The sequence below is a fragment of the Burkholderia sp. Ax-1724 genome (genome assembly GCF_011752995.1).
In the GTDB taxonomy this organism is placed as follows: domain Bacteria; phylum Pseudomonadota; class Gammaproteobacteria; order Burkholderiales; family Burkholderiaceae; genus Paraburkholderia.
The window spans coordinates 160,440-185,410 of sequence record NZ_VWWL01000002.1; the positions used below are offsets into that span (position 1 = coordinate 160,440).

The following is a 24,971-nucleotide window of genomic DNA, read 5'->3' on the forward strand; positions in this document are numbered from 1 at the left end:
GATCGGCATTCGGTAATGCCGACGGTTCAGCCGTCGGCGAGCGCTCCGTTTTCGCGTTCTGCGTGAAAACGAACTTCAGACCGGGTTCAATGCGAACCGCCCATCAAGCACCGCCGCAATGTTGTCCAAAGCAGTGAAACCCATCTGGTCGCGCGTCTCGACTGTCGCACTCGCCATGTGAGGCGAAAGGAACACGTTATCGAGACCGGCGAAGCGCGGGTCGACGTTGGGCTCGTTCCGGTAAACGTCGAGTCCCGCGCCGAACAGATGTCCCGATGTCAACGCATCGTAGAGCGCTTCTTCGTCGACCAGCGCGCCACGAGCGGCATTGACGAAAACCGCTCCCTTCGGCAGCAGGGCGAATTCTTTTTTCGTCATGATCGGCGTGCCGCTGCCAGGCACGTGCAGTGTCAGTACCTCGCAGAGCGGCAGCAATTCGTCGAGACTGCCGTAAAACGTCGCGCCATTCTCCAGCGACGGCGACGCACGCTGGATGTCCGTATAAACGACGCGCATGCCGAATCCTTGCGCGCGTCTCGCCACGGCTCGTCCGATACGGCCGAATCCGACGATCCCGAGCGTCCGTCCATGCACACACGTTCCCAACATGTCAGTCATGCCAAACGATTTCCCCCAGCCCTGGCGCATGATCCGTTCGTATTCGGACGCGCGCCGGCTCGCGGCGAGAACCAGCAGCATGGAAAAATCGGCGGTGCATTCGGTCAATGCATCGGGTGCGTTCGTCACGGCGATTCCGCGTTCGCGGGCGAACGCGACGTTCATATGATCGACACCCGCACTGGCATTCGCAATGATCCTGACGCTGGCAGGCAACTCCGCAATGTGCTCCTTCTGCAAGCCCGATTTTTTCCCGATGAGAACAGCCGGCACCTCGTGCTGCTTGCAGAAGTCGACGACCGACCACGAGTCCATATCGGCATCGGTCACGAAGGCATGAAAGTCATTGACCGCGCGACTTGCCACGGCAGTGGGAACCCTTCGGGCAACCAGGAGTTGGGGTTTGTTTTCAGACATGAGAGGTTCCTTGAGATCGATGGGTGCGCTTAGGCTACGAAAACCGATCCCCGGCGGTCAATGTTGATTGGAAGAATCAACTTGAGCGCGTCTCCATGCGTCCCTGTTTCGGCCGGCACAACACGTCCACCTCTCGAACCTCAGGAAAACCCTGATGTCAGGCCCGCCAGTCAAGACATTGGATGTTGATTCAACGAATCAAGATTGCCTCGCGCTTTGTGTCAATGCAATTCTTCTTTCGTCATCACTTCACTGACGAGGAGCATCGAGCAATGTCCGCACTGAAGAAATTCGCCGCCGTCACGGGCGCCGGCTCAGGCATCGGCCGCGCCGCCGCGCAGGCGCTGGCCGCCGCGGGATTCACCGTCGCGCTGATCGGGCGCCGGGAAGAACCGCTGCTGGAAACGCTGGAGGCCATCAGGTCCGAGGGCGGCGAGGCGCGGGTGTTTCCTGCGGACGTCACCAACGAAGCTTCCGTCGAGCATGCGTTCTCCCGTATTGCGCAGGAATTCGGCCGCCTGGACGTGCTCTTCAACAATGCCGGCCGGAACGCCGGCGCGGTTCCTCTCGAAGAATACGAACTCGATTTCTGGAGCGATGTCGTCGCGACCAATCTGACCGGCGTGTTCCTGTGTGCCCGGGCGGCATGGCGTCTGATGAAAACGCAAACGCCGCAAGGCGGAAGAATCATCAACAACGGATCGATCTCGGCGCATTCTCCTCGCCCCAATACGATCGCCTATACGGCGACGAAACACGCCGTCACCGGCATCACAAAATCGCTGGCTCTCGATGGACGCGCCTACCACATCGCTTGCGGCCAGATCGACATCGGCAACGCGGCCACGCCGCTCACCGAGCGCATGAAACGCGGCGTCCTGCAAGCCGATGGAAGCACCGCTCCCGAGGCAAGAATCGACGTCGGGCACGTTGCCGACGCCGTCGTGCAGATGGCGAGTCTTCCGCTGGAGGCCAACGTGCTGAACATGACGATCATGGCGACTGCCATGCCTTTTGTCGGCCGCGGATAACCCGGCTTCCCGCCAGATAACGACAACAACAGGCGACTGTTAAGGAGACACCGATGAAAGCGGTAGGAGAACAACCGATGTCGATTCAGGATTCGTCCGACTACGTCATCGCGGCCAAACCGTCGAAAGTCCGATACGTGGTGCTCGCGATGCTGCTCGTCGCCACCACCCTCAATTACGTCGACCGATCGGCACTCGGTATTGTGGCACCCGGCCTGTCCAAAAGTCTGTCGCTCGACAAGATGCAGATGGGCGAGCTGTTCGCCGCCTTCGGCCTCGCCTATTCCTTCGCGCTGCTGCCAGGCGGGCTGCTCGCCGACGTATTGGGCTCGCGGCTCGCCTACGCTCTTTCTCTCGTCGGCTGGTCCTTCGCTACGCTGACACAGGGTCTCGCCAACGGTTATCACATGCTGCTCGGCTCCCGGCTCACGATGGGCGCGCTCGAAGCGCCCGCCTTTCCGTCTAATGCCCGTTCGGTGACGCTGTGGTTTCCGGCCCAGGAACGCGGCTTTGCGACCAGCGTCTACGTGATGGGGCAATACATCGGAACGCCGCTTTTCACCGGGCTGCTGTTGTGGATCTCCACCACCTACGGCTGGCGCTCGGTCTTCTTCGTCACGGGCGCATGCGGTATTCTCTTCAGCCTCGTCTGGTATCGCATCTATCGCGACCCGCATCAGCACAAGACCGTCAACGCAGCGGAACTTCAATACATCAACGAAGGACGCTCGACAGGAGCGCAGAAAGCCCGCGAGAAATTCAACTGGCGCATGGCGATCCAGTTGCTGCGCTACCGGCAGATTCTCGCGATCTGCCTCGGGAAATTCTGCAATAACACCCTGCTGGTTTTCTTCACGACCTGGTTCATGACCTATCTGATCGAAGCGCGTCATATGTCGATGATCAAGGTCGGCATATTTCAGGCACTTCCATTCCTCGGTGCAACGGCAGGCATTCTCGTCGCCGGGTCGCTGTCGGATTTCTTCATCCGGCGCGGCGTGTCCGTTTCCGCGGCCCGAAAGGCGCCGCTTATCATCGGCACGCTGCTCGGTGCCTCCGTTGTCTTCGTGAACTTTGTCGAATCGAACGCCATGGTGATTGCGATCCTGACGATTGCATTCTTTGCCCAGGGGATCGGCTCGATGTCGTGGGCCGCAGTTTCGGAAATCGCGCCGCGACAGTACGTGGGCCTGACCAGCAGCATCACCAGTCTCGCGGCAAACATCGCGGGGGTGACGACGCCGCTCATGATCGGCTATATCACGCACTATACCGGCCACTTCTACTGGGCACTCAACCTGATGGGTGCCATCTGCCTGCTTGGCACGTTCTCCTATTCGATTTTTCTCGGGAAACTTTCCCGTATCGAACTTTGATCCAGAAACATCCGGTGAAATAGATCAGGTACAACGACATGATTGAATTCAAATGGGACCATCTCCAGCTCTGTTCCACCGACGCCGAAGCGACAGCTGCATGGTTTGCCCGCTGTCTGAACGCCGAAATCGTACGTCGCCCCGCAAGAGTGGATCTTCGTCTCGGCAGCATCAATCTCTTCATCACCGCACTGACGCAAGCGCACGCTGTTCAGTTGCCCGCGGGAGCCCGGAAAGAAGGCATCGATCATTTTGGCGTCACCGTGAATGATCTGGACGCGGCATTCGAACATCTGATCCACTGCGGAGCGGATATCGTCGAGCCCATCAAGCCGGTTCGGGCCGGTGTCCGGGCCTGCTTCGTGCGCGCCCCGGGCAACATCCTCGTCGAAATCCTGGAGCGCAAGCCCGCCGAGATGACTTTTACCTGAAAAGCGGTCAATATCGAAACCGCATCGATAGCGACGGCGCGCCATGTGCGAGCGCTATCGCGCGGTCTTCCCTCTCATCCACTGCATCGCGACGCATCCATTTCATGCGCAACTGGATCACCCTGACTGAAGCGGCCCGACAACTCGGCGTACAACCGCAAACGGTCTACGCGTACGTCAGTCGGGGCAGCATTGCCGTCATGCCCGATCCGCTCGATCCGAGAAAGAGTCTCTACCGGGCCGAGGACGTGCTCGGGCTCTGCCGGAAAAAACAGGTCGGGCGCAAGCGCGAAGCACTCGCTGCCGGGACGATATTCGGTGCCGAGCCTTGCATCTATAGCGGTATCACGACCTTTTCGAAGGGGCGTGCGTACTATCGCGGACACAACAGCATCCGGCTATCGGAGACGGCGACGCTCGAAGAAGTCGCCGCGATCCTGTGGAACGCGCGGCCGCCCATCTCTTTCGAGTCCGCCAGCATCCCGCTGCAAGGCGACGAGCGCGGCAGACAATGCGCGTTCATGTCGCTCGCGGCGCTGGCCGCCAACGGACACTCCACGCACGGACGTACCGACAGTGCGCTGCATGCCGAGACAGGCCGGCTGGTCGCGGTTGTCGCGCAGGCGTTCGGCGCGCAATGCGACGGCCATGCCCAATGGACCCACGAGCGGCTTGCCCTGGGCTGGCGGCAAGACGCCGCCGTGGCCGATCTGATCCGGCGAGCGCTGGTACTGATCGCCGACCACGAAATCACCAGTTCCACGTTTGCCGCGAGAATTACCGCGTCTACCGGTGCATCGCTGGCCGGGTGCCTGCTGACCGGGCTCGCCACGTTCTCCGGTCCCTTGCATGGTGATGCATCGGGGCGCGTGCGCGCGGTCTTCGACGACGTCGAAAGACTGGGCGCCGAGCACGTTGTCAGCCACCATCTGCAATCCGCGATCCCGATTCCCGGCTTCGGGCACCATCTTTATCCGGACGGCGACCCGCGAGCGCGTGCCTTGCTGGATCGGCTCGATCCGCCCAAGGAACTGGCGTCGTTCATCGACAAGGTCGTGACGCTCACGGGTCTGCAACCGACTATCGACGTCGCGCTCGCGACGTTGGCCACGCAATTTCAGCTTCCGCGCGACGCCGCATTCGGTCTGTTTGCAACCGCCCGCAGCGTCGGACTGCTCGCGCATTGCATCGAGCAGCTCAGGGTAGGCAAAGTCATCCGGCCGCGAGGACGCTATACCGGCCCGGCTCTAGAAGAAAGCAGAACGGATGGATCGGCGGAGAACGAAGACAAAACGCTCGATCCCGTCCTGCTCGACAAGAATCGGGTCTTCAAGACGATTGCCCGCTGAACGGGCCGACGTGTTCGAGATCCGCCCGAACGCCGTTCGAATCTCACCCGAAACGCGACAACGCCCAAACGGCAGCGATGCAGCCCGCGTGCCGCGGCACCTCTTCGCCCCCGCCGTCAAAATCTACGCCCCATGCCGCCCAAACCGCTCCGCCAGAAAGTCGATAAAAGCGCGGGCACGCGCCGACTGATTGCGCCGGTTCGGGTAATAGACGAACAGGTCGGCCGACGGCTGCACGAACTCGGGCAGCACCACGCGCAAGCGGCCGCTTTCGAGGTATTTCGCAAGGTCCCACTCGGAGCGCAGCAGAATGCCGTGACCATCGAGCGCCCAGCTCAGCACGATGTCGCCGTCGTTGCTCGACAGCACGCCGCGCACCTTCACCGAGTGCGGCTCGCCGTTGCGTTCGAGACGCCAGATGCCGTAGGCATCGTCGTTCTGCCGATGGACGATGCACTGATGGCTCGCGAGATCGGCCAGGCTTTCGGGCGTGCCGTGTAACTCGAGATAACGCGGCGACGCGCATAGAAAGCGCCGGTTCGCCATGATGCGGCGCGCGTTGAGTCGCTTGTCAGGCAATTCGCCGAAGCGAATCGCGAGATCGACTCCGCTTTCGACAAGATCGATCGGCCTGTCGGTCACGTCCAGTTGCACCTCGACATGCGGATAGCGCTTCGCGAACTCGGACACGAACGGCGCAATCGTCGTGCGGCCGAAGCCGAGCGTCGCGTTCACGCGCAACAAGCCGCGCGGCACCGAACGGCTCGACGATACGATGTCTTCCATCTCCCTGACTTCGGCGAGAATCCGCGTCGCGTAGTGCAGGAAGGTCTCGCCCTCGGCGGTCAGACTGACACTGCGCGTGGTGCGATTCACGAGCCGCACGCCGAGCCGCGCTTCGAGTTGCGCGAGGCGCTTGGTCGCCGCCGGCGGCGTAATGTCGAGATCGCGCGCGGCGGCCGACAGGTTGCCGTAGCGCCCGAGCAGGACGAAAAACTCGAGGTACGAGGTCAGGTCGTTTTTCACCACAGGTTAATAAAGAAGTGAATTCAGGTGAATCATAGTACCGATTCCAACGCCTAATCTAGCGCCTTGAACCGCCAGTCATTCCGAACACTGGCCGTGACATCTGGAGACATCCATGAAAATCGTAGAAATCCGCGAAAAGACCGTTCCGATCAGCTCCTCGATCCGCAACGCCTACATCGACTTCAGCAAGATGACGCTGAGTCTCGTCGCCGTGGTCACGGACGTGATCCGCGACGGCAAGCCCGTCATCGGTTACGGCTTCAACTCGAACGGCCGCTACGGCCAAGGCAAGCTGATGCGCGAGCGCTTCATTCCGCGCGTGCTCGACGCCGATCCGGCGACGCTCGTCAACGATGCCGGCGACAATCTCGACCCGCACCGTGTCTGGGCGACGATGTTCACGAACGAAAAACCGGGCGGTCACGGCGAGCGCTCAGTCGCCATCGGCACGATCGACATGGCCGTGTGGGACGCGGTCGCGAAGATCGCAGGCAAGCCCCTGTTCCAGCTGCTCGCCGACCGCTACGGCAACGGCCAGCCCGATCGCAAGGTGTTCGTCTACGCCGCGGGCGGCTACTACTATCCGGGCCAGGACCACAGCAAGCTGAAGGACGAAATGCGCAGTTATATCGACCGTGGCTATACGGTCGTGAAGAAGAAGATCGGCGGCGCGTCGCTCGACGAAGACCTGCGCCGTATCGACTCCATCCTGAGCGTACTGCAAGACGGCCAGAAACTCGCCGTCGACGCAAACGGCCGCTTCGATCTCGACACGGCGATTCAATACGCCAAGGCGCTCTCGCAATACGATCTGTTCTGGTACGAGGAAGCCGGCGATCCGCTCGACTTCGAATTGCAGGCGACGCTGCGCAACTACTACGACAAACCGATGGCGACCGGCGAGAACCTGTTTTCGATGCAGGACGCGCGCAACCTGATTCGCTACGGCGGCATGCGTGCCGATCGCGACTGGCTGCAATTCGACTGTGCGCTGAGCTATGGCCTCGTCGAATATCTGCGCACGCTCGAGATGCTGCATCAGCATGGCTGGTCCGCGAGCCGCTGCATCCCGCACGGCGGCCACCAGATGTCGCTCAACATCGCGGCGGGTCTCGGCCTCGGCGGCAACGAGTCGTATCCCGATCTGTTCCAGCCGTATGGCGGCTTCCCCGACGGCGTGAAGGTCGAGAACGGCTACATCACGATGCCCGAGTTGCCCGGCATCGGCTTCGAAGGCAAGGCCGATCTGTTCGCGGAAATGCAGAAGCTCTCGGCATAACCGCCCGGCGCATGTGCCGGCCACCGCAAGCCGGCACATGCGCACGAGCAGTCCTCTATGGAAATAACGGCGCGGACACGCTAGAGTCCCAGCAGGTTAGAGGCACGTCGCTGCTGCCTTCATGTACTGCGCCGAACGGCTTTGCAACGGTTTGGTGAACTCGGCGGCCGGCGTGCAGGCAAGGTTTTCGTCGTGTGCAAACGAACTGAATAACGCCGCATTTCCAGGGACCAACGATGACGCCATTCGAATCGCTCGCGCAGCGTAGCGCGACCGGCCGCAACGCACGCAAGAACGCCCCACGCAGCGCCCACGCTGGGATCGGCAAGGTCGATCGCGATCCGGTCCGCCTGCTGCGCGAAAGCAGCCGAGGCCGCGTCGAAGCTCTCGTGCCGCTGCGCTACGGACGCATGCTCGAATCGCCGTTCACGTTCTATCGCGGCAGCGCGATCATCCAGGCGCATGATCTCGCGGCGACCGCGAACAGCGGCTTTCACTTCCAGATTTGCGGCGACTGCCATCTGATGAATTTCGGCGGCTTCGCGACACCCGAGCGCGCGCTCGTGTTCGACATCAACGACTTCGACGAAACCGCCGTCGGTCCGTGGGAGTGGGACCTGAAGCGTCTCGCGGCGAGCCTCTATATCGCCGTCCGCCATCTCGGCCACGGCGACAAGCTCGCCGACGAAGTCGTCGCGCATTGCGTGCAAAGCTATCAGCACTGGACCGCACGCTACTCGGACATGAGTCCGCTCGAACTGTGGTACGAGCTCATCACGTTCGCGCGTCTCAAGGAAATCTCGCCGACCGAGGATGCGCGGCAACGCATCCGCAACAGCATCGCCAGAGCATCGCGCCGCACGCATGAAACGATCCTGCCGAAGCTCGCGAACCGCCGCGAAGGCATCTGGCAGATTCGCGACGTGCCGCCGACCGTGTTCCACGTGCACGGCAAGAGCACGCTCTTCACGCACGAGGACGACTGGCTCGGCCTCGGCGACTGGCGCACGTTGATGGAGCCGATCTATAAGCACTACCTGAAATCGCTCGGCACGGTGCGGCGTACGCTGCTCGATCACTTCGAGATGCACGACATGGCGTTCAAGGTCGTCGGCGTCGGCAGCGTGGGCACGCGCTGCCTGATCCTGCTGATGGTCGATCAGCACGAGAAGCCGCTCTTCATCCAGTTCAAGGAAGCGTCCACCTCGGTCGTGACGCGCTACTTCAAGGCGCCGGGGCCGAAGCATCAGGGCCAGCGCGTCGTCGATGGACAACGGCTCATGCAGGGCGCGAGCGATCCGTTCCTCGGCTGGACCACCGGCCCGTTCGGGCGCGCGATCTACGGCCGCCAGTTACGCGACATGAAGATTTCGGCCACGCTCGAACTGTTTGCGAAAGACACGTTCCGCCAATATGCGGGCATGTGCGGCTGGGTGCTCGCGCGCGCTCACGCGAAAGCGGGCGGACTCGCAACCGAAGTCGCGGCCTATCTCGGCAATGGCGATCAGATGTCCGAAGCACTCGTCGCTTATTCGCGCGCCTACGCGGATCAGGTGGAGAAAGACTACGAGGTATTCCGCGCCGCCTGCCGCAGCGGCCGGCTCGAAGCGCGCACCGACGCGGACATGGCGGCCGATTTCGTCGCGTAGGCGCACAGGCGTGCATCAGGTTTTCGGCATGCTCCTATCGCCCTCATCGTCCTCGCCGACGACGCCGAATTCGACCGCCGTCTTCACATAGAACAGATGCAGCCCCTCCGCGCGAAGCCGCTCGAATAACCGCCCGGCTTCATCGGCCGTGACCGCCATGACGACGGACAGCGGCTGATCCGCGAGCTCGAAGAAGTGCGCGGAATGAATCCGGTGATGCTGCCCGACACCCTCGCAGGCCGGAATCACGGTCGCACCGCGCAGACCGAGTTCGCCCGCCAGATGCACGAGCCAGTCGGCGAGCGGTTTGCCATGATGGCTGCGCGCCTGCTGGGTAAAGAAGGTGATCTGATAGCCGTTCATGTCGAGGCTCCCCAACCTTCAGTGCATCCGGTTTCGGGACGGGTATGAAACCAGTGTAGATGGCGGGCGGCGGCAGCGCCAGGTGGAGAAGCGCGACCGGTATGGGTAGCGTGGCTACGCGTTCCTATACGAGGCTTCGAGCGGCATACGCTGGGGGTAATGCGTGCGCCGTCCGCCATAAGCACTGCGGGGTCTTGCCCGTGAAGGCAAGACCCCGCGATGTTTTCGCGCCGTATCGACAGCGCGTGGTTGCTACGGCGAGATTACTGGCCGTACACGTCGAAATCGAAATACTTCTTCGCGATCCGGTCGTACGTGCCATCGGCGCGAATATCGGCGATCGCCTTGTCGATTTTTTCCTTCAGGTCGGTATCTTCCTTACGCAAGCCAATTGCCGTTCCGCTGCCGAGCGTTTTCGCGTCGTAAAGCGGATTGCCGGCAAATGCAAAGTCCTTGCCGCGCGGCGTACGCAGGAAGCCGATTTCGGCTTGCACCGCGTTCTGCAACGACGCGTCGATGCGCCCGGCGAGCAAGTCCGAGTACACGAGGTCCTGGTCCTGATAAGGCACGATCACGGCACCGGCGGGTTCCCAATACGTCTTCGCATACGTCTCCTGGATCGAGCCCTGTTCGACGCCGATGCGCTTGCCCTTCAGCGCTTCCGGCGTCGGCACGATCGATGAGTCCTTCTTCGCGACGAGACGCGTCGGAATGCGGAACACCTTCGACGAGAACGCGATCTGCGCCTGACGCGCGGGCGTCATCGACATGGTCGACAGCACGCCGTCGAATTTACGCCCCTTCAACCCCGGGATCATGCCGTCGAACGAGTTTTCGACCCACACGCATTTCGCGTTCAGACGACGGCAGATTTCATTGCCGAGGTCGATATCGAAACCGACGAGCTTGCCATCGGCGGCCTTCGATTCGAACGGCGGATAGCTCGCGTCGACGCCGAATCGCATGGTCGACCAGTCCTTGGCGATCGCGCTGCCGGACGAGACGGCGAGCAACGCAAGCGTCAGGGCTGCAAGCGTGGTTTTCATTTTGGCTCCTTTTACTCTTCTGAAGAAAGACGGATACGCGGCGCGCTTCACCGCGTTGGCGCACCCCGGCGCCCGGAACCCGACATTCGACCGTGATCTGCGTGGCCGCGCAAATTCATTTAGGGAATTAATTTATGCGTGGAGCGCATAGACCGTACAACAAGCCCACCCTCTCGACTCAATGCGGACTACGCACTAACCACACGAAGAAGATGCCCCCGAACAAACCCGTCACCACACCGATAGGCAGATCGTCAGGCGAGATCAGCGTACGCGCCGCCACGTCGGCCCAAACCAGCATGATCGCGCCCACGAGGGCCGACGTCGGCAAGAGCCGCGCGTGCCCTGCGCCGACCAGCCGGCGCGCCGCATGCGGCGCCACGAGGCCGACGAAGCCGATCGCGCCGCTCACCGCGACCATCCCCGCCGTGAGGAGCGAGCACACGACGAACAATTCCCGGCGCAGGCGGGTCACGTTCACGCCGAGCGTAACGGCAACGACGTCGCCGCTCATCAGCGCATCGAGTTCGCGGCGGCGGCCGATCAGCAAAATCAGGCTGATGCCGACGAGCGCCGCCGGTACGTCAAGCAGGTTCCAGCGCGCAAGCCCGAGCCCGCCGAGCATCCAGAACAGTACCGACGAGGCAGCGCGTTGATCGCCGAGATAAAGCAGCAGATTCGCGAGGGCCATCAGCACGAACGAGATCGCGACGCCGGCGAGCAGCAAGCGCTGCGCATCGACTCGCCCGCCGCGCGCGCCGCATGCGATCACGAGCGCCGTTGCCGCGAGCGCGCCGGCGAAGGCGCAAACCGGCAGTGTCAGCACGCCCCACGCCGCCCCGATCCACAACGTCGCCGCCACCGCACCGACGCTCGCACCCGCGCTCACGCCGAGCAGATGCGGATCCGCAAGCCGGTTCGAGGTCGCGGCCTGCAAGACCGCCCCCGCGACCGCGAGCGCCGCGCCGACCAATGCGCCGAGCAGCACACGCGGCACGCGGATCATCCAGACGATGGCGTCGTTCATGTCGGCCGGATGCGTGCGGCCAACAGCATGTGCGGCGATCGTGCGCATGACGTCGCCCGCCGCGATGCGTGTTGAGCCGAGGCCGACCGCGAGCACGATCGACACCGCCAGCACGATCGCGAGCAACGCGAACGGCAGCACGCGCGCGCGTCGGCCTGTCGCGCTCATCGTGAAACGCGCGGCGGGCGCGCAAAGGCTTCGGGATGCAAACCGCGCGCGATCGTCCCGATCGCTTCCGCGTTCCGCACGCCGGGCGTGGCCGCGTCATAGGGCACCACGATAAAACGCCGCTCGCGAATCGCCGCGACGTTCGCGAGCGCGGGCGACGCAAGCAGGAACGCCTCTTTCTGGGCCGCCGTCACCGCGCCATAGTCGACGATCACGATCACTTGCGGATCGCGCGCCACCACGCTTTCCCAGCTCACCTGCGCCCAGCTCTGGGCCACGTCGTCCATCACATTGCGTCCGCCTGCCGCGCGAATCAACGCGGTCGGCATCGCGAGCTTGCCGGCGGTAAAGGGCTTGTCCTCGCCGCTGTCGTAGACGAACACGCGCGGGCGATCATGCGTTCCGTTCAACGCGCGAGCGACATCGGCGATGCGTGTCTGCATGGACGCGATCACGCTTTGGGCCTGCGCATCGGCATCGAAGATCGCGCCGAGATTGCGCAGATCGTTGTAGACGTCGTCGAGCGAGGCGGCGGGACGTGGCATCACATGCCCGCACGATTCGGAGAGTTCGTAGGTCGCAATGCCGAATGGCGCGAGCGTCGCGGGCGTAATCGGGCCGCCCACGCGCATGCCGTAATTCCAGCCCGCGACATAGAGGTCGGCCTGCGCGGCCACGAGCGTTTCGAGCGACGGATAACGTTGCGCGAGTTCGGGCAGGCCGTTCAGTTCTCCCGCAAACGCGGCATCGGCGCTCTTCCAGCCGCTGATGCCCGTATAACCCGCCATATGCGATCGCACGCCGAGCGCGAGCAGCATCTCCGTGAGATTGACGTCGTTGCTCACCGCGCGCGTTGGCGCTCTGGTGAAGGTGACGTCGCGGTTGCAGCTATGCACGGTCACCGGATAGTGGCCCCCATGCGCCGCAGCACTCGCGCCCGCGAACAGCCATGCGCCAAGCACGGCGCGCAGTCGTGTCGTTTTCATCGTTGCGATCCCGTATGCGCCGCAATCAGGGTAATGCGCGGACAGTGATTGATGGGGTGGCGATCGACGAGTGCGTCAATGCCATAAACGCGCCTGAGCAGTGTCTCGGTGAGCACGGTTTCGGGGGTGCCGTACGCGACGATCTCGCCCGCATGGATGACGAACAGCCGGTCGCAGAACGCGGCGGCAAGATTGAGGTCGTGAATCGTCGCGAGCGTCGCGATCCGCTGGCGCTTCACCAGCGCGAGCAGTTCAAGCTGATGGCGCGGATCGAGATGATTGGTCGGCTCGTCGAGCATCAGCACGGCCGGCTGCTGCACGAGCGCGCGCGCAAGCAGCGCGCGTTGGCGCTCGCCGCCCGAGAGCGTCGCGAACGGCCGCGCGCGCAGATCGGCAAGACCGACGTCGTCAAGCGCACGCGCTATCCGGGCGCGGTCGTCCGGCGTTTCGCCTTCGAGCGCGCGCTTGTGCGGCATGCGTCCCATCGCGACGACCTCCTCCACGCTCAAGCCGAAGTCGTCGGGCGCATCCTGCAGCAGCACCGCGATGCGCTGCGCGCTCCAGCGTGCCGGGTGCGCCCAGACATCCTCGCCGTCGAACGTGACCGTGCCGCGCTGCGGCTTCGCGTAACGAAACGCACAGCGCAGCAGGCTCGTCTTGCCGCTGCCGTTCGGCCCGATCAGTCCGACGAATTCGCCGGGCCTGACGTCGAGGACAATCGAGCGCAGCAGCGCATGCTCGCGCCTCGCGGCATCGCCGTCGCGCGGCGACCACTCGAGTCCGTCGATACTCAATGACGACATGGTTCGCGACTCTAGAAGTTCAGCGTCGCCGTGACCCAGCCCGAACGCGGCGCGCCGAGCAGCCACTCGCCACCGTCGTTCTGCGTCGTGACCACATACGTGCGGTTCGTGAGATTGCGCAGATAGAGCGCCAGCGTGAGGTTGCGCGTGGCGCGCCACGACGCCGAGGCGTCGAACAGCGTGTAGCTAGGAATCGGCGCGGTATTCGCGTTGTCGCCATAACGGCGGCCCACGTAGTGCAGGCCCGCGCCGGCGCGCCAGCCCGGCGCGAACGCCCAGTCGAGCCACAGGTTCGCGGTCTGCTCGGGAATGTTGTACGGCACGTTGCCCGAGCGCGAGAGGCTCTGGCCATTCACGTCCTCGTTGAAGTCGTCGTAACGCGCGCGCAGCAGCGAGGCGTTTGCGTTGACCGACACCCCGCCGCCCAGTTGCAGCGCGCCGGTCCACTCGACGCCGCGCGACGACTGCTTGCCGACCTGCTGCGTGAGATCGGGATTCGACGGATCGGTGCTGAGCAGGTCGTGCTTGACGATCTGGTAGAACGCGAGCGTCCACCACGCGCGTCCGTCCAGTAACTGCTGCTTGACGCCGGCTTCCCACTGCGTGCCGCTTGCGAGCGAAAACTGACTGCTCGACTTCGAGAGCGTGACGAGCGAGCCCACGCCGTCGGCGCCCGTCGTGTACTGCGCATAGACCGAGAAATCGGGTGTCAGCGAGAACACCAGCCCCGTGCGCCAGCCGGTATGCGCAAAGGTCCGGTCAAACGACGAGGCCGGTCCGTTGACCGTCGCGAAGGTATCGCGGTGGTAGTCGAGATGGTCGTAGCGCAGACCGGAGACCCACGCGAGCCGATCCGTCAGTTCGAGCCGGTTTTCCGCGAAAACGGACGCCTGGTGCGTCGTGGTCTGGAACTGCGGCACGGTCGGGTCGGGGCTGGCGAACACGCCCGGATCGAAGCCGAATGCCGGCACGATCGAGGCGCCGTCATACGGCGAGTTGCTCGTATCGAGGAACGAAATCACATTGAAGTCCGCACCGACGACGAGCCGGTTCTGACGTCCGAGCAGCCGGCCATCGAAGGTCGCGTCGAGCGAATCGCCAACCTGCTGTTCGCGGTGCAGGATTTCGATGTAGTCGGAGCGCAGCACGTTGCCGTCGCCGAGCAGCTCGTAGCTTTCGCTGTCGTGCCAGTGGCGGTTGGTCAGCAGATAGTAAAACTGATTGCGCAGCGTGATGCCGGGCGCGGCATTCCATCGGGCGGAGAGGCGCGTCCACTGGTCGTAGTACGAGATCGACGCGTTGCCGACGTTGTAGTTCTGGCGTGCCAGTGCGGGATCGAGTGCGCCGTCCATAACGGGCACGCCGAAGTAGCGCGCGGGAAGCTGGCGGCCGTAGTCGTAATCGAGCGTGAACGACAGGCGCGGATTCACGTCGAGACGCAACGCGCCGCCGAGCGCCGTCGTGTGCGAATCGCCGCGCGGCAGCCAGCCGTTGTCGCGGTCGTCGGCGATATAGAAGCGGTACGAGAGCATCGGACCCAGCGCGCCCGTGGTGTCGAGCGCGACGCGCTTCTTGCCGTAAGTGCCGGCGCCGAGCTCGATTGTCGTCGCGTAGTCGCGCTGCGGCGCCTTCGGCACGATATTGATGACACCGCCGATACCGCCTTCTCCGTAAAGCACCGAGGCCGGTCCGCGCAACACTTCGATGCGTTCGGCCGACCACGTATCAAAGGGAAACGACACGGTGCCCGCGCCCGCGTACATGCGCACGCCGTCGTAGAGCGTCGTGACCGATTCGGGACCGCTGAAGCCGCGCACGGACAGCGACGTGCCGCCGTTGCCCGGTGCCGCGTCGGTCGCGAAACCGGCGGCCCGCGTGACGGCTTGCGTCACGTTGTTGTCGCCGCGCTCGGTCAGTTGCGTGCTGCCGATCGCTTCAACGCTTGCAGCCGTATCGAGACTCGAGAGGCCCAGGCGGCTGCCCGTCGTGAGCGGCGTCGTGAGGTCCGGAACGTTCGAGTTTGCGTTGTTCCCGGCGGTGCCGGTGACACGCACGGCGGGCAAGGTGGCCGTCTGCGGAGATGAATCGGTGGCGGGCGAGGTGCTGCTGGTATCGGCGAAAACCGGCGTCGTGTTGACGAGCCAGGTGCAGGCGATAGCGCTACGCAGGGCGAAGCGCCGCGCGCGGAAAAGCGGTGCGGATGCGTCCATTTTTTTGTGATTCGTTATTGTGATGTGGCGCGCTCGCGACGGGCGCGCGTGCGCCCGCATCGATGCGATGCGGGCGGCAAACCCGGAGAGCGGAAAACGTCGGCGGCTAGCGGATCGACGTGCGTTCAGACGTGGTGATCGACGTTGCCCGACACGCGCGGGAATGGCCGAACGATGAATGGCGGGCACCTGTGCGCCGCACGCTGACCAGTGCAGTCATGCTGATTTCTCCTGGGGTTTCGCGCCCCGCAAGTACGGTTGGAATGAGCCGATGACCAGGTCTGACTTTCGGCGCGAAGGCCGATCACAGTGGCGCGACCGCGCTGGATTTGCACCAGCTTCCGGACATGGCGGGTGGATTGTACCGGGTTGTGGTCGACGCCGTGCCGTAATAGATTTTCGCTTCGCAGGTCAAACTGTCTCCGGCACGCGAACGCCCCACTCCGGAAACGGGTCCGCATACCCGATCCATGCTTGAGGTCCATCGGCCATCTCCGCGTCCGTGAGCAGACAGGCGTCAAGCCGTTGGCGCATGCCGGGTTCGTCGATATCGATACCGATCAGTACCAGTTCCTGTCTCGCATCGCCGACCTCGGGCGTCCAGTTCGCATTGATGAAGGCAAGCGATTCGGCGTCCGTCGGCCAGTCCGCTTTCGGTACGGCGGCCCACCAGCGTCCCGCTAAACCATGGCGGCAAACCGCGCCCGCCTGCGACCAGGAACCGGCATGAGAGGGACGGCTTGCAAGCCAGAAGAATCCCTTGGAGCGGACCACGCCCGGCCATTCGCTGTTGATCAGATTCCAGAACCGCTCCGGATTCATCGGCCTGCGCGCGCGCCATACGAAGCTGCGGATTCCATACTCTTCGGTTTCCGGCGTATGTTCGCCGCGCAGTTCCTTCAGCCAGCCAGGTGCTCTGGCGGCTTCCTCGAAGTCGAACAGCTGGGTATCCAGTACCCGATCGAGCGCGACACGACCGAACGTCGACATTTCGATTTTCGCCCGCGGGTTGAGGCTGCGCAAAATCGCCGTGAGCCGTTCAAGGTCCGCCACTTTGACCAGATCCACCTTGTTCAGCACGATCACGTCGCAAAACTCGACCTGTTCGATCAGCAGATCGACAACGGTCCTGTTGTCCTCCGCGCCCAAAGATTCTCCGCGCGATTCGAGGCTATCCCGGGAACTGTAGTCACGCAGAAAATTGCATGCGTCGACGACGGTCACCATCGTGTCGAGCCGCGCGACATCGGCCAGGCTTTTGCCGTCTTCGTCGGCAAACGTAAAGGTTTCCGCAACCGGCAACGGCTCGGAAATGCCGGTCGATTCGATCACGAGCTGATCGAAGCGGCCTTCCCTCGCGAGACGGCTCACCTCCAGCAACAGATCTTCACGCAGGGTGCAGCAGATACATCCGTTGCTCATCTCCACAAGCTTCTCATCGGTTCGCGAAAGCTCGGCACCACCGTCGCGGACAAGCGCCGCATCGATGTTCACCTCGCTCATATCGTTGACGATGACAGCAACTCTGCGGCCTTCGCGGTTGTTCAGGATGTGGTTGAGCAGCGTTGTCTTGCCTGCGCCCAGAAAGCCGGAGAGAACGGTCACGGGCAATCGGTGGTCCATAGAGATGCTCCTCGTGTGTAATAGCGTCGGCCTTGCCGGTGCAAACGGCTTGCGCTGGACGTGTCGCCGGCGCAAGCCCGGGTCATGCGTTAGAACGTGCTGCGCAAACCGACCATGACGCTGCGCGCGCCTTGTGGAGCGATGTCGCGGACAACCGAACTCGCGTAGCGGATTTCCTGATTCGTCAGGTTGTCGCCACGAACATAGGCCAGCCAGTTCGTGGTGCCGACATGAAACTTGTACGTCAGGATCAGATCCAGCTTCGTGTAGCTCGTCGTCGGCAGATCATTTTCGGGTACGCGGTGTTGACCCCATGCGTGCTGTACTTCCGCGCGCGCGCCAAAGGGGCCGTACCCGTAGTCCACCGAAAAGGTGGCACGCAGCGGCGAAATGCGCGGCAACGGCTCGTCGTTGTCCATGTTTCGCGCATGCGTATAGTCGCCAACCAGTTCCACATCCACCTGATGCGCGCCTTTCTCGAACACGCGCCATTTGCCGTCGAGTTCAATGCCGTAAAATTCCGCGCGCACGCCCTTGTAGACGGCTTCGTTCAGTGCGTCGTCGGTTCCCGGCGGAACCACATTGTCATCGTCGTCAACAAGCCGTCCGGTGTTGAATTCGGTCAGGTAATTCTTGAATCGACTGTAGAAAACGCCGACGCTTCCCTTGTTCGGCCCGCTGGCAAAACGCAGCGAAAGATCCGTCGATACCGCTTTTTCTTTCTGCGCTTCGGGGTCGCCAATCAGGTATTGCCCCGTCGCGTCATGAGGCCCGTTCGCATACAGCTCGTAAAGCGCGGGAGCACGTTCGGTGTACGCAACATCGCCCGCGACCGACCAGATCGGCGAGAGCTTGTATAGCGCACCCAGTGATGCACTGACGGCATTGAAATTGCGTCCTGTCGCGCTCTCGAATTTTTCGTTGCCGGCCGCCGTCGGGTCCTGCTTCACATACTCGTAGCGGGCGCCGGCGCTGAGTTTCAGCGCATTGGTAACGTTCCATTCTTCGAGGCCGAACAGCGCGACGTTCGTTGTCTGGGTCGTGGGCACGAGCGCTTCATCGCCAAGCGCAGAAAAGGTGTTCTGGCTTATCTGCACGCCGACTACGCCTTCGAGCGGGCCTATTTTGTGGTGACGCGCCTCGATTCGAGCCTCATAGCCGTGGTTCCGGAAGGTGGTTCCCGTTTCGCCGTTATCGATTTCCTTGTGTTCGTAATCCGTGTAACCGAAGTCGAACTTCAACTGCGAGAAGGGACCTTGCAGATTACGGACCTCGGATGCGAATGCCACATGATCCTGATGCATGCGAAGCCGGACGTCGTCCTCGGCCACCGAACCGTAGTTGGCTTCATAGCCGTTGTATGACAGACCCGCGTAACCGTCCGCCCACGTGTAAGCGCCGCCCACCGCGCCGCCGGACCATCGTCCATCGCTATTCGGAATGGTGCCGTAGGCCTGTTCGGCATCGGGTCCATCGAGCACACGTTGCTGTGCCGAATGGGCATAGCCGGGAATGCGCTCGTTGCTGGTTTGCCGATCGAATGCATCGACGTGGAAAGCGAATTGACCATTGCCCCCTTCGACCTGTGCCGCGCCGGCGCGAGCACGGTTGGCTCCGCCATAGCTTGCGTCCACCTCGCCGTTGACACCCTTGACCGGCTCGCGCGGAATCCGGTTGTCGATCGTGTTCACGACACCGCCAATCGCATTGCCGCCATAAAGCAACGCCGCCGGTCCGCGCACGATTTCCACCCGCTCGATAGTCATGGGTTCCTGGGGCACCGCGTGGTCATATGACAGCGACGATGCGTCCCACGCGGCCACGCCGTTCTGCAGAATCCGGATCCGGTCCCCGTCCATCCCCCGGATGATCGGCCTCCCGACCATCGGGCCATATGTCGTGGTCGACACACCGGGCAGGCCGTTGAGGGTTTCACCGAGCGAGTTCGACTGACGAAGGGTCAGCGCGTCGCCGTACAACGCCGTAGCCGGGGCAATCAGGTCTGTGTCGCCCAGCGGATTGGCCGTCACGAATACGGGCGCGAGAGAGCCGCCCGGGATTGCACCGGCTGATGCGTCCCGTGAAACGTTGCTCGACTGGGCATGTGCAAAGGCGGCACACAAAGCGAGGGTAAGCGGAGAAAAGCGGACGAGGCGTGTCGTCGGGAGGTGGTTTTGCACGGTTTTTATGGAGTGTGGTCGAAAGCTACCAGGCATCGATACGAAACGTTATAACATAACATTACATGTCGATACCTGGCCCCCTATCCAAAAGACATCGAATCATGGTCCCTCACAGGACGACTTCGATTCCTTTTGAATTTGTGCAATGATATAACGTATCATTACATCGGTAAAGTTTGAGGAGGCAACGTGGTTAGATTCGCAAATGACTGGATTTGTTAGCCTGCCGGCAATGGACGCACTGGTGGCACGCTGCATGGCCGATGGTCACCGGCTCACCGCTTTGCGCCAGGATGTGCTCGGCCTTCTGGTGAAGCGCGGCGGCCGTGCTTCGGCATATGAACTCATTAACGAGCTGCCGGGTATTGGTCGGCACGATGCGCCCCCATCGGTGTATCGCGCGCTCCACTTTCTGATTTCCGCGGGCGTCGTGACGCGCATCGCGTCGACCAATACCTTCGTCATCGCGCCGAGGGCTCCAACGCAACATGTGGCTTTTCTCGTATGCAATACCTGTGGCGCAGTAAAGCCCGTGGATGTGGCTTGTCTCGATGGCGCGTTGACGCATGCGGCGAAAGCGGCGCAATACGAGATCACGCATCGTCATACGGAGATCAATGGGATTTGTGCCGCGTGTCGGGGGGAGTGAGGGGTGAATCGATGAGATGCTCCCTGCAATTCTGTTTGGCATGATAGAGCATCATGGCAGAAACCGGCTTGCGGTCCAATGCCGGAGAAGCTTAATCGGCTTATCGAGCAGACTGTCGACGAGCATGTTCCGTAGCTGATGGAAGGAGGTTAGCTGTCGCATTCTCAATCACGGCGCGCTTCAACTGAGCCAAGGCAGGTGGAATGTCCCGGAGCCCGGAGTGCAGGCAGAGTTCGACAGTCGGCAGAGGCGGAAGGCCGTCTTTCTCATCGAGTCGTCGTAGGGACGATGGTATTCCGGCCGCCGTTCTCAACGTGATGCCAAGACCCGCTGCCACACCTGACCAAAGACTCTGGAGGCTGGCCGTGGTATACGCCAGTCTCCAGGAAATATTTGCGCGATCAAGGGCTTCAATGCCGGCGCGACGGAAAAAACACGGCGGATTGTATAAGGCCAGGTCCAACGGACGGCCGGGACTCAGGGCAGTGTCGATTCCAACCGCTCCGATCCATGTCATTTGCAACGTGGCGAGGTGTTCAGCGTCTGAACGACTGCCATATCCCATGACCAGCACGAGATCGAGTTCCTCTCGGTCCAGTCGCTCAAGCAACACACCGTTTCGCTCGACGGCAACTTCCACACGAACCGCAGGATGTGCCTTCTTGAATTGTCCCAGAGCAACCGGAAGCCAGGTCTCTGCGAAATCGCCCGGTAGGCCGAAGCGCACGAGACCCTCAACAGAAGCCCCTCGAACGGCTCGAACAGCTTCATCGTTGAGATCCAAAATGCGGCGCGCATATGAAAGGATCAGATCGCCGGATTCCGTCAGGACCAAGCCTCGTCCTTGCCGGCGGAATAGCGGCTGTCCGACTTGTTCCTCAAGCTTGCGCATCTGCTGGCTCACGGCCGATTGCGAACGGCCTACGCGCTCAGCAGCGCGGTTCAGACTTCCCAGTTGCTGAGTCGCCAAGAGCGTCCTCAGAGCGTCCATATTGAGGTTGGGCGTAGGCACAGTTCAGTTTTTCTAAAGAGACGATGCCGAATTATTGCATTCATTACATATTCGTCCGGCTATTATCAACGGCGGCGTTTGATCGCTATGGGCAGGCCGTGAACATTGCGAGCAAGCCTCGATACAAAACGGGTTGAGAGCCAAATCACGGAGAACTGTATGAGACGCCAGATAATTCTTAAACGAGGCATTCCGGTCGCCGTTTTATCGGTGTGCCTATTGTGGACGGCTGTTGCACGAGCCGACGCAACCGCTTTCGATCCTTCACTAGTGGGCACCTGGACTTTGGTGGCAGCAGATGTCCAACATCCCGATGGCTCGCGAGCATCGGACTACGGCGCCGCCCCCAAGGGGCTGCTGCTCATCGACGCGCAGGGACATTACTCGCTGCAAATTTTCAAGGCAGAACGCCCTCAATTTGCTTCCGGCGACAAGGGAGCAGGAACACCAACCGAGTACAAAGCCGCCGTCATGGGATCGAGCACGCACTTCGGCACGATCAGCGTCGATCAGGCTGGCGGAACTTTGACTTTCCATATTCAAAACGCCTCTTTCCCCAACTGGGAGGGAGCGCAGCAAAAGCGAAGCTACGAGCTTAAAGACGGCAAGCTGAGCTACCGGGTCACTCCTCGACCGAATGGAGATATACCGATTTCGATCTGGCAACGTCTGAACTAGAAGAACGATCGAGCGCTACCGATACCTCTTTCTTGTGGCAAGTGGCATCCCGGATGGCCGCGATCGGTCAAGAAACAGCCGTTCAAGCAAAGCATCTGAGCGGCTCAAGCTCGCCGGCTACTGCGCGATGCGGTGCGGTCGGCTGTAGTAGACCCTTTGCAGCCGCTCATACCCATAGTTTCGCTACGGCGGACCCGGCGGGGCAACGGACATTCTGCGGATCGATGCTGAAGAGCTGATGTTTTTTGACTTGATCCGACGCTACCTACGGCTTCGACGCCAGAGCAGCAACAGGCTACCTATTGCGATCATCATTTCTCCAGTCCGCCGGATACCTGCGCTCAAATTCTCGTATTGACTATTGAGCCAGCCTTGCGTCAGTTTGAAGACGACTGTTCCGGAGACGACTAGCTTTGAAAGGCGTCGACCACAAAATTCCGCATGTGCAGTCGCGCCAGTTAGCCTGCTGTACGCCACCGAAACCGGCTTCAACGCCGCTTTCGTCGTCCCGGCATAACCATCGGAGTGACGGGCAACGGGCTACCTGAGTAGAACTCAGAAATCAGACGCTTGCGTCCGATTTCCGCAAATGCAAAACCGTTTATCCAGATAGCATTTTCGGTGTGTGGCTGTACGATGAGATATCGCCCTCGCATTGCGTCGGCGGTCAGGATATAGGCGCCAAGATGTCGCATTCCCAGCCCCCGCACAGTCCACCGAGGCGTCAAATGACACACCCTCGCATACTCCTCAGCGTGTGCGCGCGAGATGAACAGCGCTCCAAAGAGCTCATCCCCTTGTGCAAAGGAATAGGGTTCTTTCGTCTCAGGGTCGTACAACGTCCAGAATGGTTCGCCTTTCACCTCGGGGCCAGGCATCACAACATCGTCCAGGCGTAACGCAAGAAGTTGCCCTATGGACGGAAGCTCTTCAACCGATAGCACTTTCAGGCCATTTTCGTTGGCGGAGTCAACGGCCCCGCTTTGATAACCGTTGGCTGAAACGATGATGCCGACCAAGCCTTGGCAATCATGCACTTTCATCGCGAACGCCAGAACATCGTCCCTTTCCATAGGGCGGGTGGTGTTCTTGCATTCGATCGCAACCCGGTGCCGCACACCAGCAATTTCAAATTCGTAGTACACGTCTATCTGGTAAACACTCCCTCTTGATCCTCGCAAACTGACTCCACGCCCAACGACAGCGTTCTCAAGTTCAAGATCAAGCAAAGTCTGATAGACATTGCGGACGTGGTCTTCGAGTCCCGGCCCGTCTCCTACTTCGGGTCTCGTGGTGCTTTGTTTTAGTACAGCTATAACACCTGCCATCGAGCGTTGGTTCATGATTTACGAATAGCGCTTTAAAATTGACGGCCCAACAGGTCGTTGGGATCTCACGTGCCGGAGATCGAACTCACGGCGCGCGTTGGTCAGTCTAACGTTAGGGTTCGTGCCGTTGTCAACGAATTGAGCAGGTATCGAACAGCCGTTTGTGGCCGGGGTGTGTGAAAACGCATGTCGGATGCGGTGTTCATAAAAATCGGCCCTTCAGATCGCGCTGTAGTGGCTTGACCGCAGCTCGGGGAGGGTAAAGCGACATCAGAGGACGGAGTACTTTTGCGTTTTCACACGGCCTCGACCCGTTGCCGCCGCCAAAATCCTTTGACGTTCACGGCCGGTATGAAGCTGGGTTCGGTTACCGGAGCCGCGCCTGGCGTCTAGGCAAGGGGGCGTCTGTGTGCAAATCAGTGTGTGACTACGCGCGCGAAACCGGCTTGCAGAAGATGGACGGCTCAACGAGCGCGCGCTAAGTTTCCGCTGCGCCAGCTTGCGGCATGGCGGCACTGCGTCCGCTGTTGAGGAACGGTCCCAGGCAGGTCGCGATTGCACGCGGCCTCGCGCTCACGTCTGCCAAGACGAGCTTCGACTTCGCCGGAGGCGGGCTGCGGAATGCGCTTGATCCTCGCAATGAGATGCCGCGCTTCAGCGGATCGTTGATCCGCCATCCGGGCGTGCACCCCAGCTAGCACCTGTGCTGCGCACAGGGAAATGACACGAGCTCGCGAATCGACGACACCGGCTTTTCCCGAGGGCGGCAGTTACGCGATGCGCTAACGTGGATTAATCTGCTTGACGATATCAACCACGATGGCACGAGTCTGCCTGTCGGTAGTCGGTGCGAAGATGCCCTCCCATGCCGAAGACTTCGTGTTGTAGGAGCGCTCCCCGAATACCTGGTCAGTCTGCAGATCGCGGAAAGTCACCTTGGCTCGCATGAAGGCATTGCCTGTCATGATTCCAAATGCGATCCGGGCACCTTGCGAGACGAAGTGGTAGTCGTCGACATAGACATCAACGACTGTGCCGGCGCCGCTCCGCGCTGCCATTCCCGCCGTTTCGTCGATGAAGGTCAGTCCTGCCGGGGTCGAGGCACCTTGCATGGCTTCCCGCCATTCCGCCTGCACCCGAGGCCAGTCGGACGAGTCCGTGGCTACTTTCGATCCGGTCATACGCAGTACAACTGTATGGGTCGAAGCAGGCGGCACGACGATGCTAGCTTCTGCGGTCCTTTCACCCGACGACGAATTGTTTTGGGTTTGCAGCGTGGCCGCGCATCCGCCGAAAAGAGCTGTGCTTGCGCTGACGATAAGAATCGGAAGTAGTCGTCTCTGCATTCGGGTGTTCCGGGCAACGAAATCGATTTGTGGAATGGAATTACAGACTGTTTGTCGGCATAAGATCGCCAAACTTGACAGCATCCGCCGCTAGACAATTCTTGCGAGTGATGACCGCCGCTTCGGCTACGCGCTTCGCGCGGGACATCGCGCAAAAGCATTAACCAGAACCATGGACAGCAGTCGCCCCGTTGCTGGCGGTGGCAATGAAAGACTTCCGGCCGAAATAACACTCAAGCGGTCGTCCGAATGACAAAACCCCAGCGATGCTGAACGACGCTTCATGACCGACAGTGCGCATCCCCGACCTCGCCGGAAAACGGCCGTTGACTACCCCCGCGTCAGCGCTATAGAACGTTTTCGGACCTGG

The 24,971-nt window shown here is 61.6% G+C and carries 21 protein-coding genes and 1 riboswitch; of the genes, 8 read left to right on the plus strand and 13 right to left on the minus strand.

The genetic code is table 11. From position 1 onward, the window contains the following. Window positions 1-75 precede the first annotated feature (75 nt). Complete coding sequence (locus F3J19_RS02800; protein ID WP_167037308.1) at window positions 76-1,035, minus strand: D-glycerate dehydrogenase; 960 nt, start codon at window positions 1,033-1,035, stop codon at window positions 76-78. A gap of 272 nt (window positions 1,036-1,307) precedes the next feature. Between F3J19_RS02800 and F3J19_RS02805 the strand changes: the two genes are divergently transcribed. The 4 genes from F3J19_RS02805 to F3J19_RS02820 all read left to right on the plus strand — a co-directional run bounded on the left by F3J19_RS02805 (window position 1,308) and on the right by F3J19_RS02820 (window position 5,222). Further along, a complete protein-coding gene (locus tag F3J19_RS02805) occupies window positions 1,308-2,066 on the plus strand; it encodes an SDR family oxidoreductase (protein WP_167037311.1) in 759 nt (252 codons plus the stop codon). 53 nt (window positions 2,067-2,119) lie between these two features. Beyond that, window positions 2,120-3,442, plus strand: coding sequence for an MFS transporter (locus F3J19_RS02810; RefSeq protein ID WP_167037313.1), 1,323 nt, complete (start codon window positions 2,120-2,122; stop codon window positions 3,440-3,442). Window positions 3,443-3,480: 38 nt separating this feature from the next. Further along, window positions 3,481-3,873, plus strand: coding sequence for a VOC family protein (locus F3J19_RS02815; RefSeq protein WP_167037316.1), 393 nt, complete (start codon window positions 3,481-3,483; stop codon window positions 3,871-3,873). Between the two features lie 104 nt (window positions 3,874-3,977). Then, the gene (locus F3J19_RS02820) at window positions 3,978-5,222 is read left to right on the plus strand and encodes a citrate/2-methylcitrate synthase (RefSeq protein WP_167037319.1); all 1,245 of its coding nucleotides are present in this window, start codon (window positions 3,978-3,980) and stop codon (window positions 5,220-5,222) included. A 123-nt stretch (window positions 5,223-5,345) separates the two neighbouring features. On the opposite strand, the gene F3J19_RS02825 is transcribed toward F3J19_RS02820, so the two are convergent. Next, window positions 5,346-6,248, minus strand: coding sequence for a LysR substrate-binding domain-containing protein (locus F3J19_RS02825; RefSeq protein ID WP_167037322.1), 903 nt, complete (start codon window positions 6,246-6,248; stop codon window positions 5,346-5,348). Between the two features lie 115 nt (window positions 6,249-6,363). Between F3J19_RS02825 and F3J19_RS02830 the strand changes: the two genes are divergently transcribed. Both F3J19_RS02830 and F3J19_RS02835 read left to right on the plus strand, forming a co-directional pair. Further along, window positions 6,364-7,530 (plus strand): mandelate racemase/muconate lactonizing enzyme family protein, encoded by a 1,167-nt coding sequence (locus F3J19_RS02830; RefSeq protein ID WP_167037325.1) that lies wholly within the window; start codon window positions 6,364-6,366, stop codon window positions 7,528-7,530. A gap of 236 nt (window positions 7,531-7,766) precedes the next feature. Further along, on the plus strand, window positions 7,767-9,179 hold the full coding sequence (locus F3J19_RS02835) for a DUF2252 domain-containing protein (RefSeq protein ID WP_167037328.1): 1,413 nt from the start codon (window positions 7,767-7,769) through the stop codon (window positions 9,177-9,179). A gap of 15 nt (window positions 9,180-9,194) precedes the next feature. On the opposite strand, the gene F3J19_RS02840 is transcribed toward F3J19_RS02835, so the two are convergent. The 8 genes from F3J19_RS02840 to F3J19_RS02875 form a co-directional block, all read right to left on the minus strand. After that, entirely contained in the window at window positions 9,195-9,542 is a 348-nt protein-coding gene (locus tag F3J19_RS02840) for a DUF190 domain-containing protein (protein WP_167037331.1), read from the minus strand. A 263-nt stretch (window positions 9,543-9,805) separates the two neighbouring features. Further along, window positions 9,806-10,588: an ABC transporter substrate-binding protein gene (locus F3J19_RS02845; protein ID WP_167037333.1), complete on the minus strand. Its 783-nt coding sequence runs from the start codon at window positions 10,586-10,588 to the stop codon at window positions 9,806-9,808. A 178-nt stretch (window positions 10,589-10,766) separates the two neighbouring features. Continuing rightward, on the minus strand, window positions 10,767-11,783 hold the full coding sequence (locus F3J19_RS02850) for an iron ABC transporter permease (protein WP_167037336.1): 1,017 nt from the start codon (window positions 11,781-11,783) through the stop codon (window positions 10,767-10,769). Further along, window positions 11,780-12,769, minus strand: a complete 990-nt coding sequence (locus tag F3J19_RS02855) for an ABC transporter substrate-binding protein (protein WP_167037338.1) — start codon at window positions 12,767-12,769, stop codon at window positions 11,780-11,782. The genes F3J19_RS02850 and F3J19_RS02855 overlap by 4 nt, the downstream gene beginning before the upstream one ends. Then, window positions 12,766-13,572: an ABC transporter ATP-binding protein gene (locus F3J19_RS02860; RefSeq protein ID WP_167037340.1), complete on the minus strand. Its 807-nt coding sequence runs from the start codon at window positions 13,570-13,572 to the stop codon at window positions 12,766-12,768. Before F3J19_RS02860 ends, F3J19_RS02855 begins: the two co-directional genes overlap by 4 nt. 11 nt (window positions 13,573-13,583) lie before the next feature. Further along, the gene (locus F3J19_RS02865) at window positions 13,584-15,782 is read right to left on the minus strand and encodes a TonB-dependent receptor (protein WP_240158685.1); all 2,199 of its coding nucleotides are present in this window, start codon (window positions 15,780-15,782) and stop codon (window positions 13,584-13,586) included. Window positions 15,783-16,061: 279 nt separating this feature from the next. Then, window positions 16,062-16,125: riboswitch (cobalamin riboswitch) on the minus strand. A 68-nt stretch (window positions 16,126-16,193) separates the two neighbouring features. After that, window positions 16,194-17,405 (minus strand): zinc metallochaperone GTPase ZigA, encoded by a 1,212-nt coding sequence (gene zigA, locus F3J19_RS02870; RefSeq protein WP_167037346.1) that lies wholly within the window; start codon window positions 17,403-17,405, stop codon window positions 16,194-16,196. An 89-nt stretch (window positions 17,406-17,494) separates the two neighbouring features. Further along, window positions 17,495-19,621, minus strand: coding sequence for a TonB-dependent receptor (locus tag F3J19_RS02875; protein WP_167037348.1), 2,127 nt, complete (start codon window positions 19,619-19,621; stop codon window positions 17,495-17,497). A 172-nt stretch (window positions 19,622-19,793) separates the two neighbouring features. On the opposite strand from F3J19_RS02875, the gene F3J19_RS02880 reads away from it, so the two are divergent. Next, window positions 19,794-20,237 (plus strand): Fur family transcriptional regulator, encoded by a 444-nt coding sequence (locus F3J19_RS02880; RefSeq protein ID WP_167037352.1) that lies wholly within the window; start codon window positions 19,794-19,796, stop codon window positions 20,235-20,237. Window positions 20,238-20,337: 100 nt separating this feature from the next. Here the strand turns inward: F3J19_RS02880 and F3J19_RS02885 are convergent, their stop codons facing one another. Next, window positions 20,338-21,228 (minus strand): LysR substrate-binding domain-containing protein, encoded by an 891-nt coding sequence (locus F3J19_RS02885; RefSeq protein WP_167037985.1) that lies wholly within the window; start codon window positions 21,226-21,228, stop codon window positions 20,338-20,340. 180 nt (window positions 21,229-21,408) lie between these two features. Between F3J19_RS02885 and F3J19_RS02890 the strand changes: the two genes are divergently transcribed. Beyond that, window positions 21,409-21,927 (plus strand): lipocalin-like domain-containing protein, encoded by a 519-nt coding sequence (locus tag F3J19_RS02890; RefSeq protein ID WP_167037355.1) that lies wholly within the window; start codon window positions 21,409-21,411, stop codon window positions 21,925-21,927. Window positions 21,928-22,415: 488 nt separating this feature from the next. Here F3J19_RS02890 and F3J19_RS02895 read toward each other — a convergent pair whose 3' ends face one another. Both F3J19_RS02895 and F3J19_RS02900 read right to left on the minus strand, forming a co-directional pair. Beyond that, window positions 22,416-23,270, minus strand: coding sequence for a restriction endonuclease (locus tag F3J19_RS02895; RefSeq protein ID WP_345890996.1), 855 nt, complete (start codon window positions 23,268-23,270; stop codon window positions 22,416-22,418). 767 nt (window positions 23,271-24,037) lie between these two features. Continuing rightward, window positions 24,038-24,601 (minus strand): hypothetical protein, encoded by a 564-nt coding sequence (locus F3J19_RS02900; protein ID WP_167037361.1) that lies wholly within the window; start codon window positions 24,599-24,601, stop codon window positions 24,038-24,040. Window positions 24,602-24,971 lie beyond the last annotated feature (370 nt).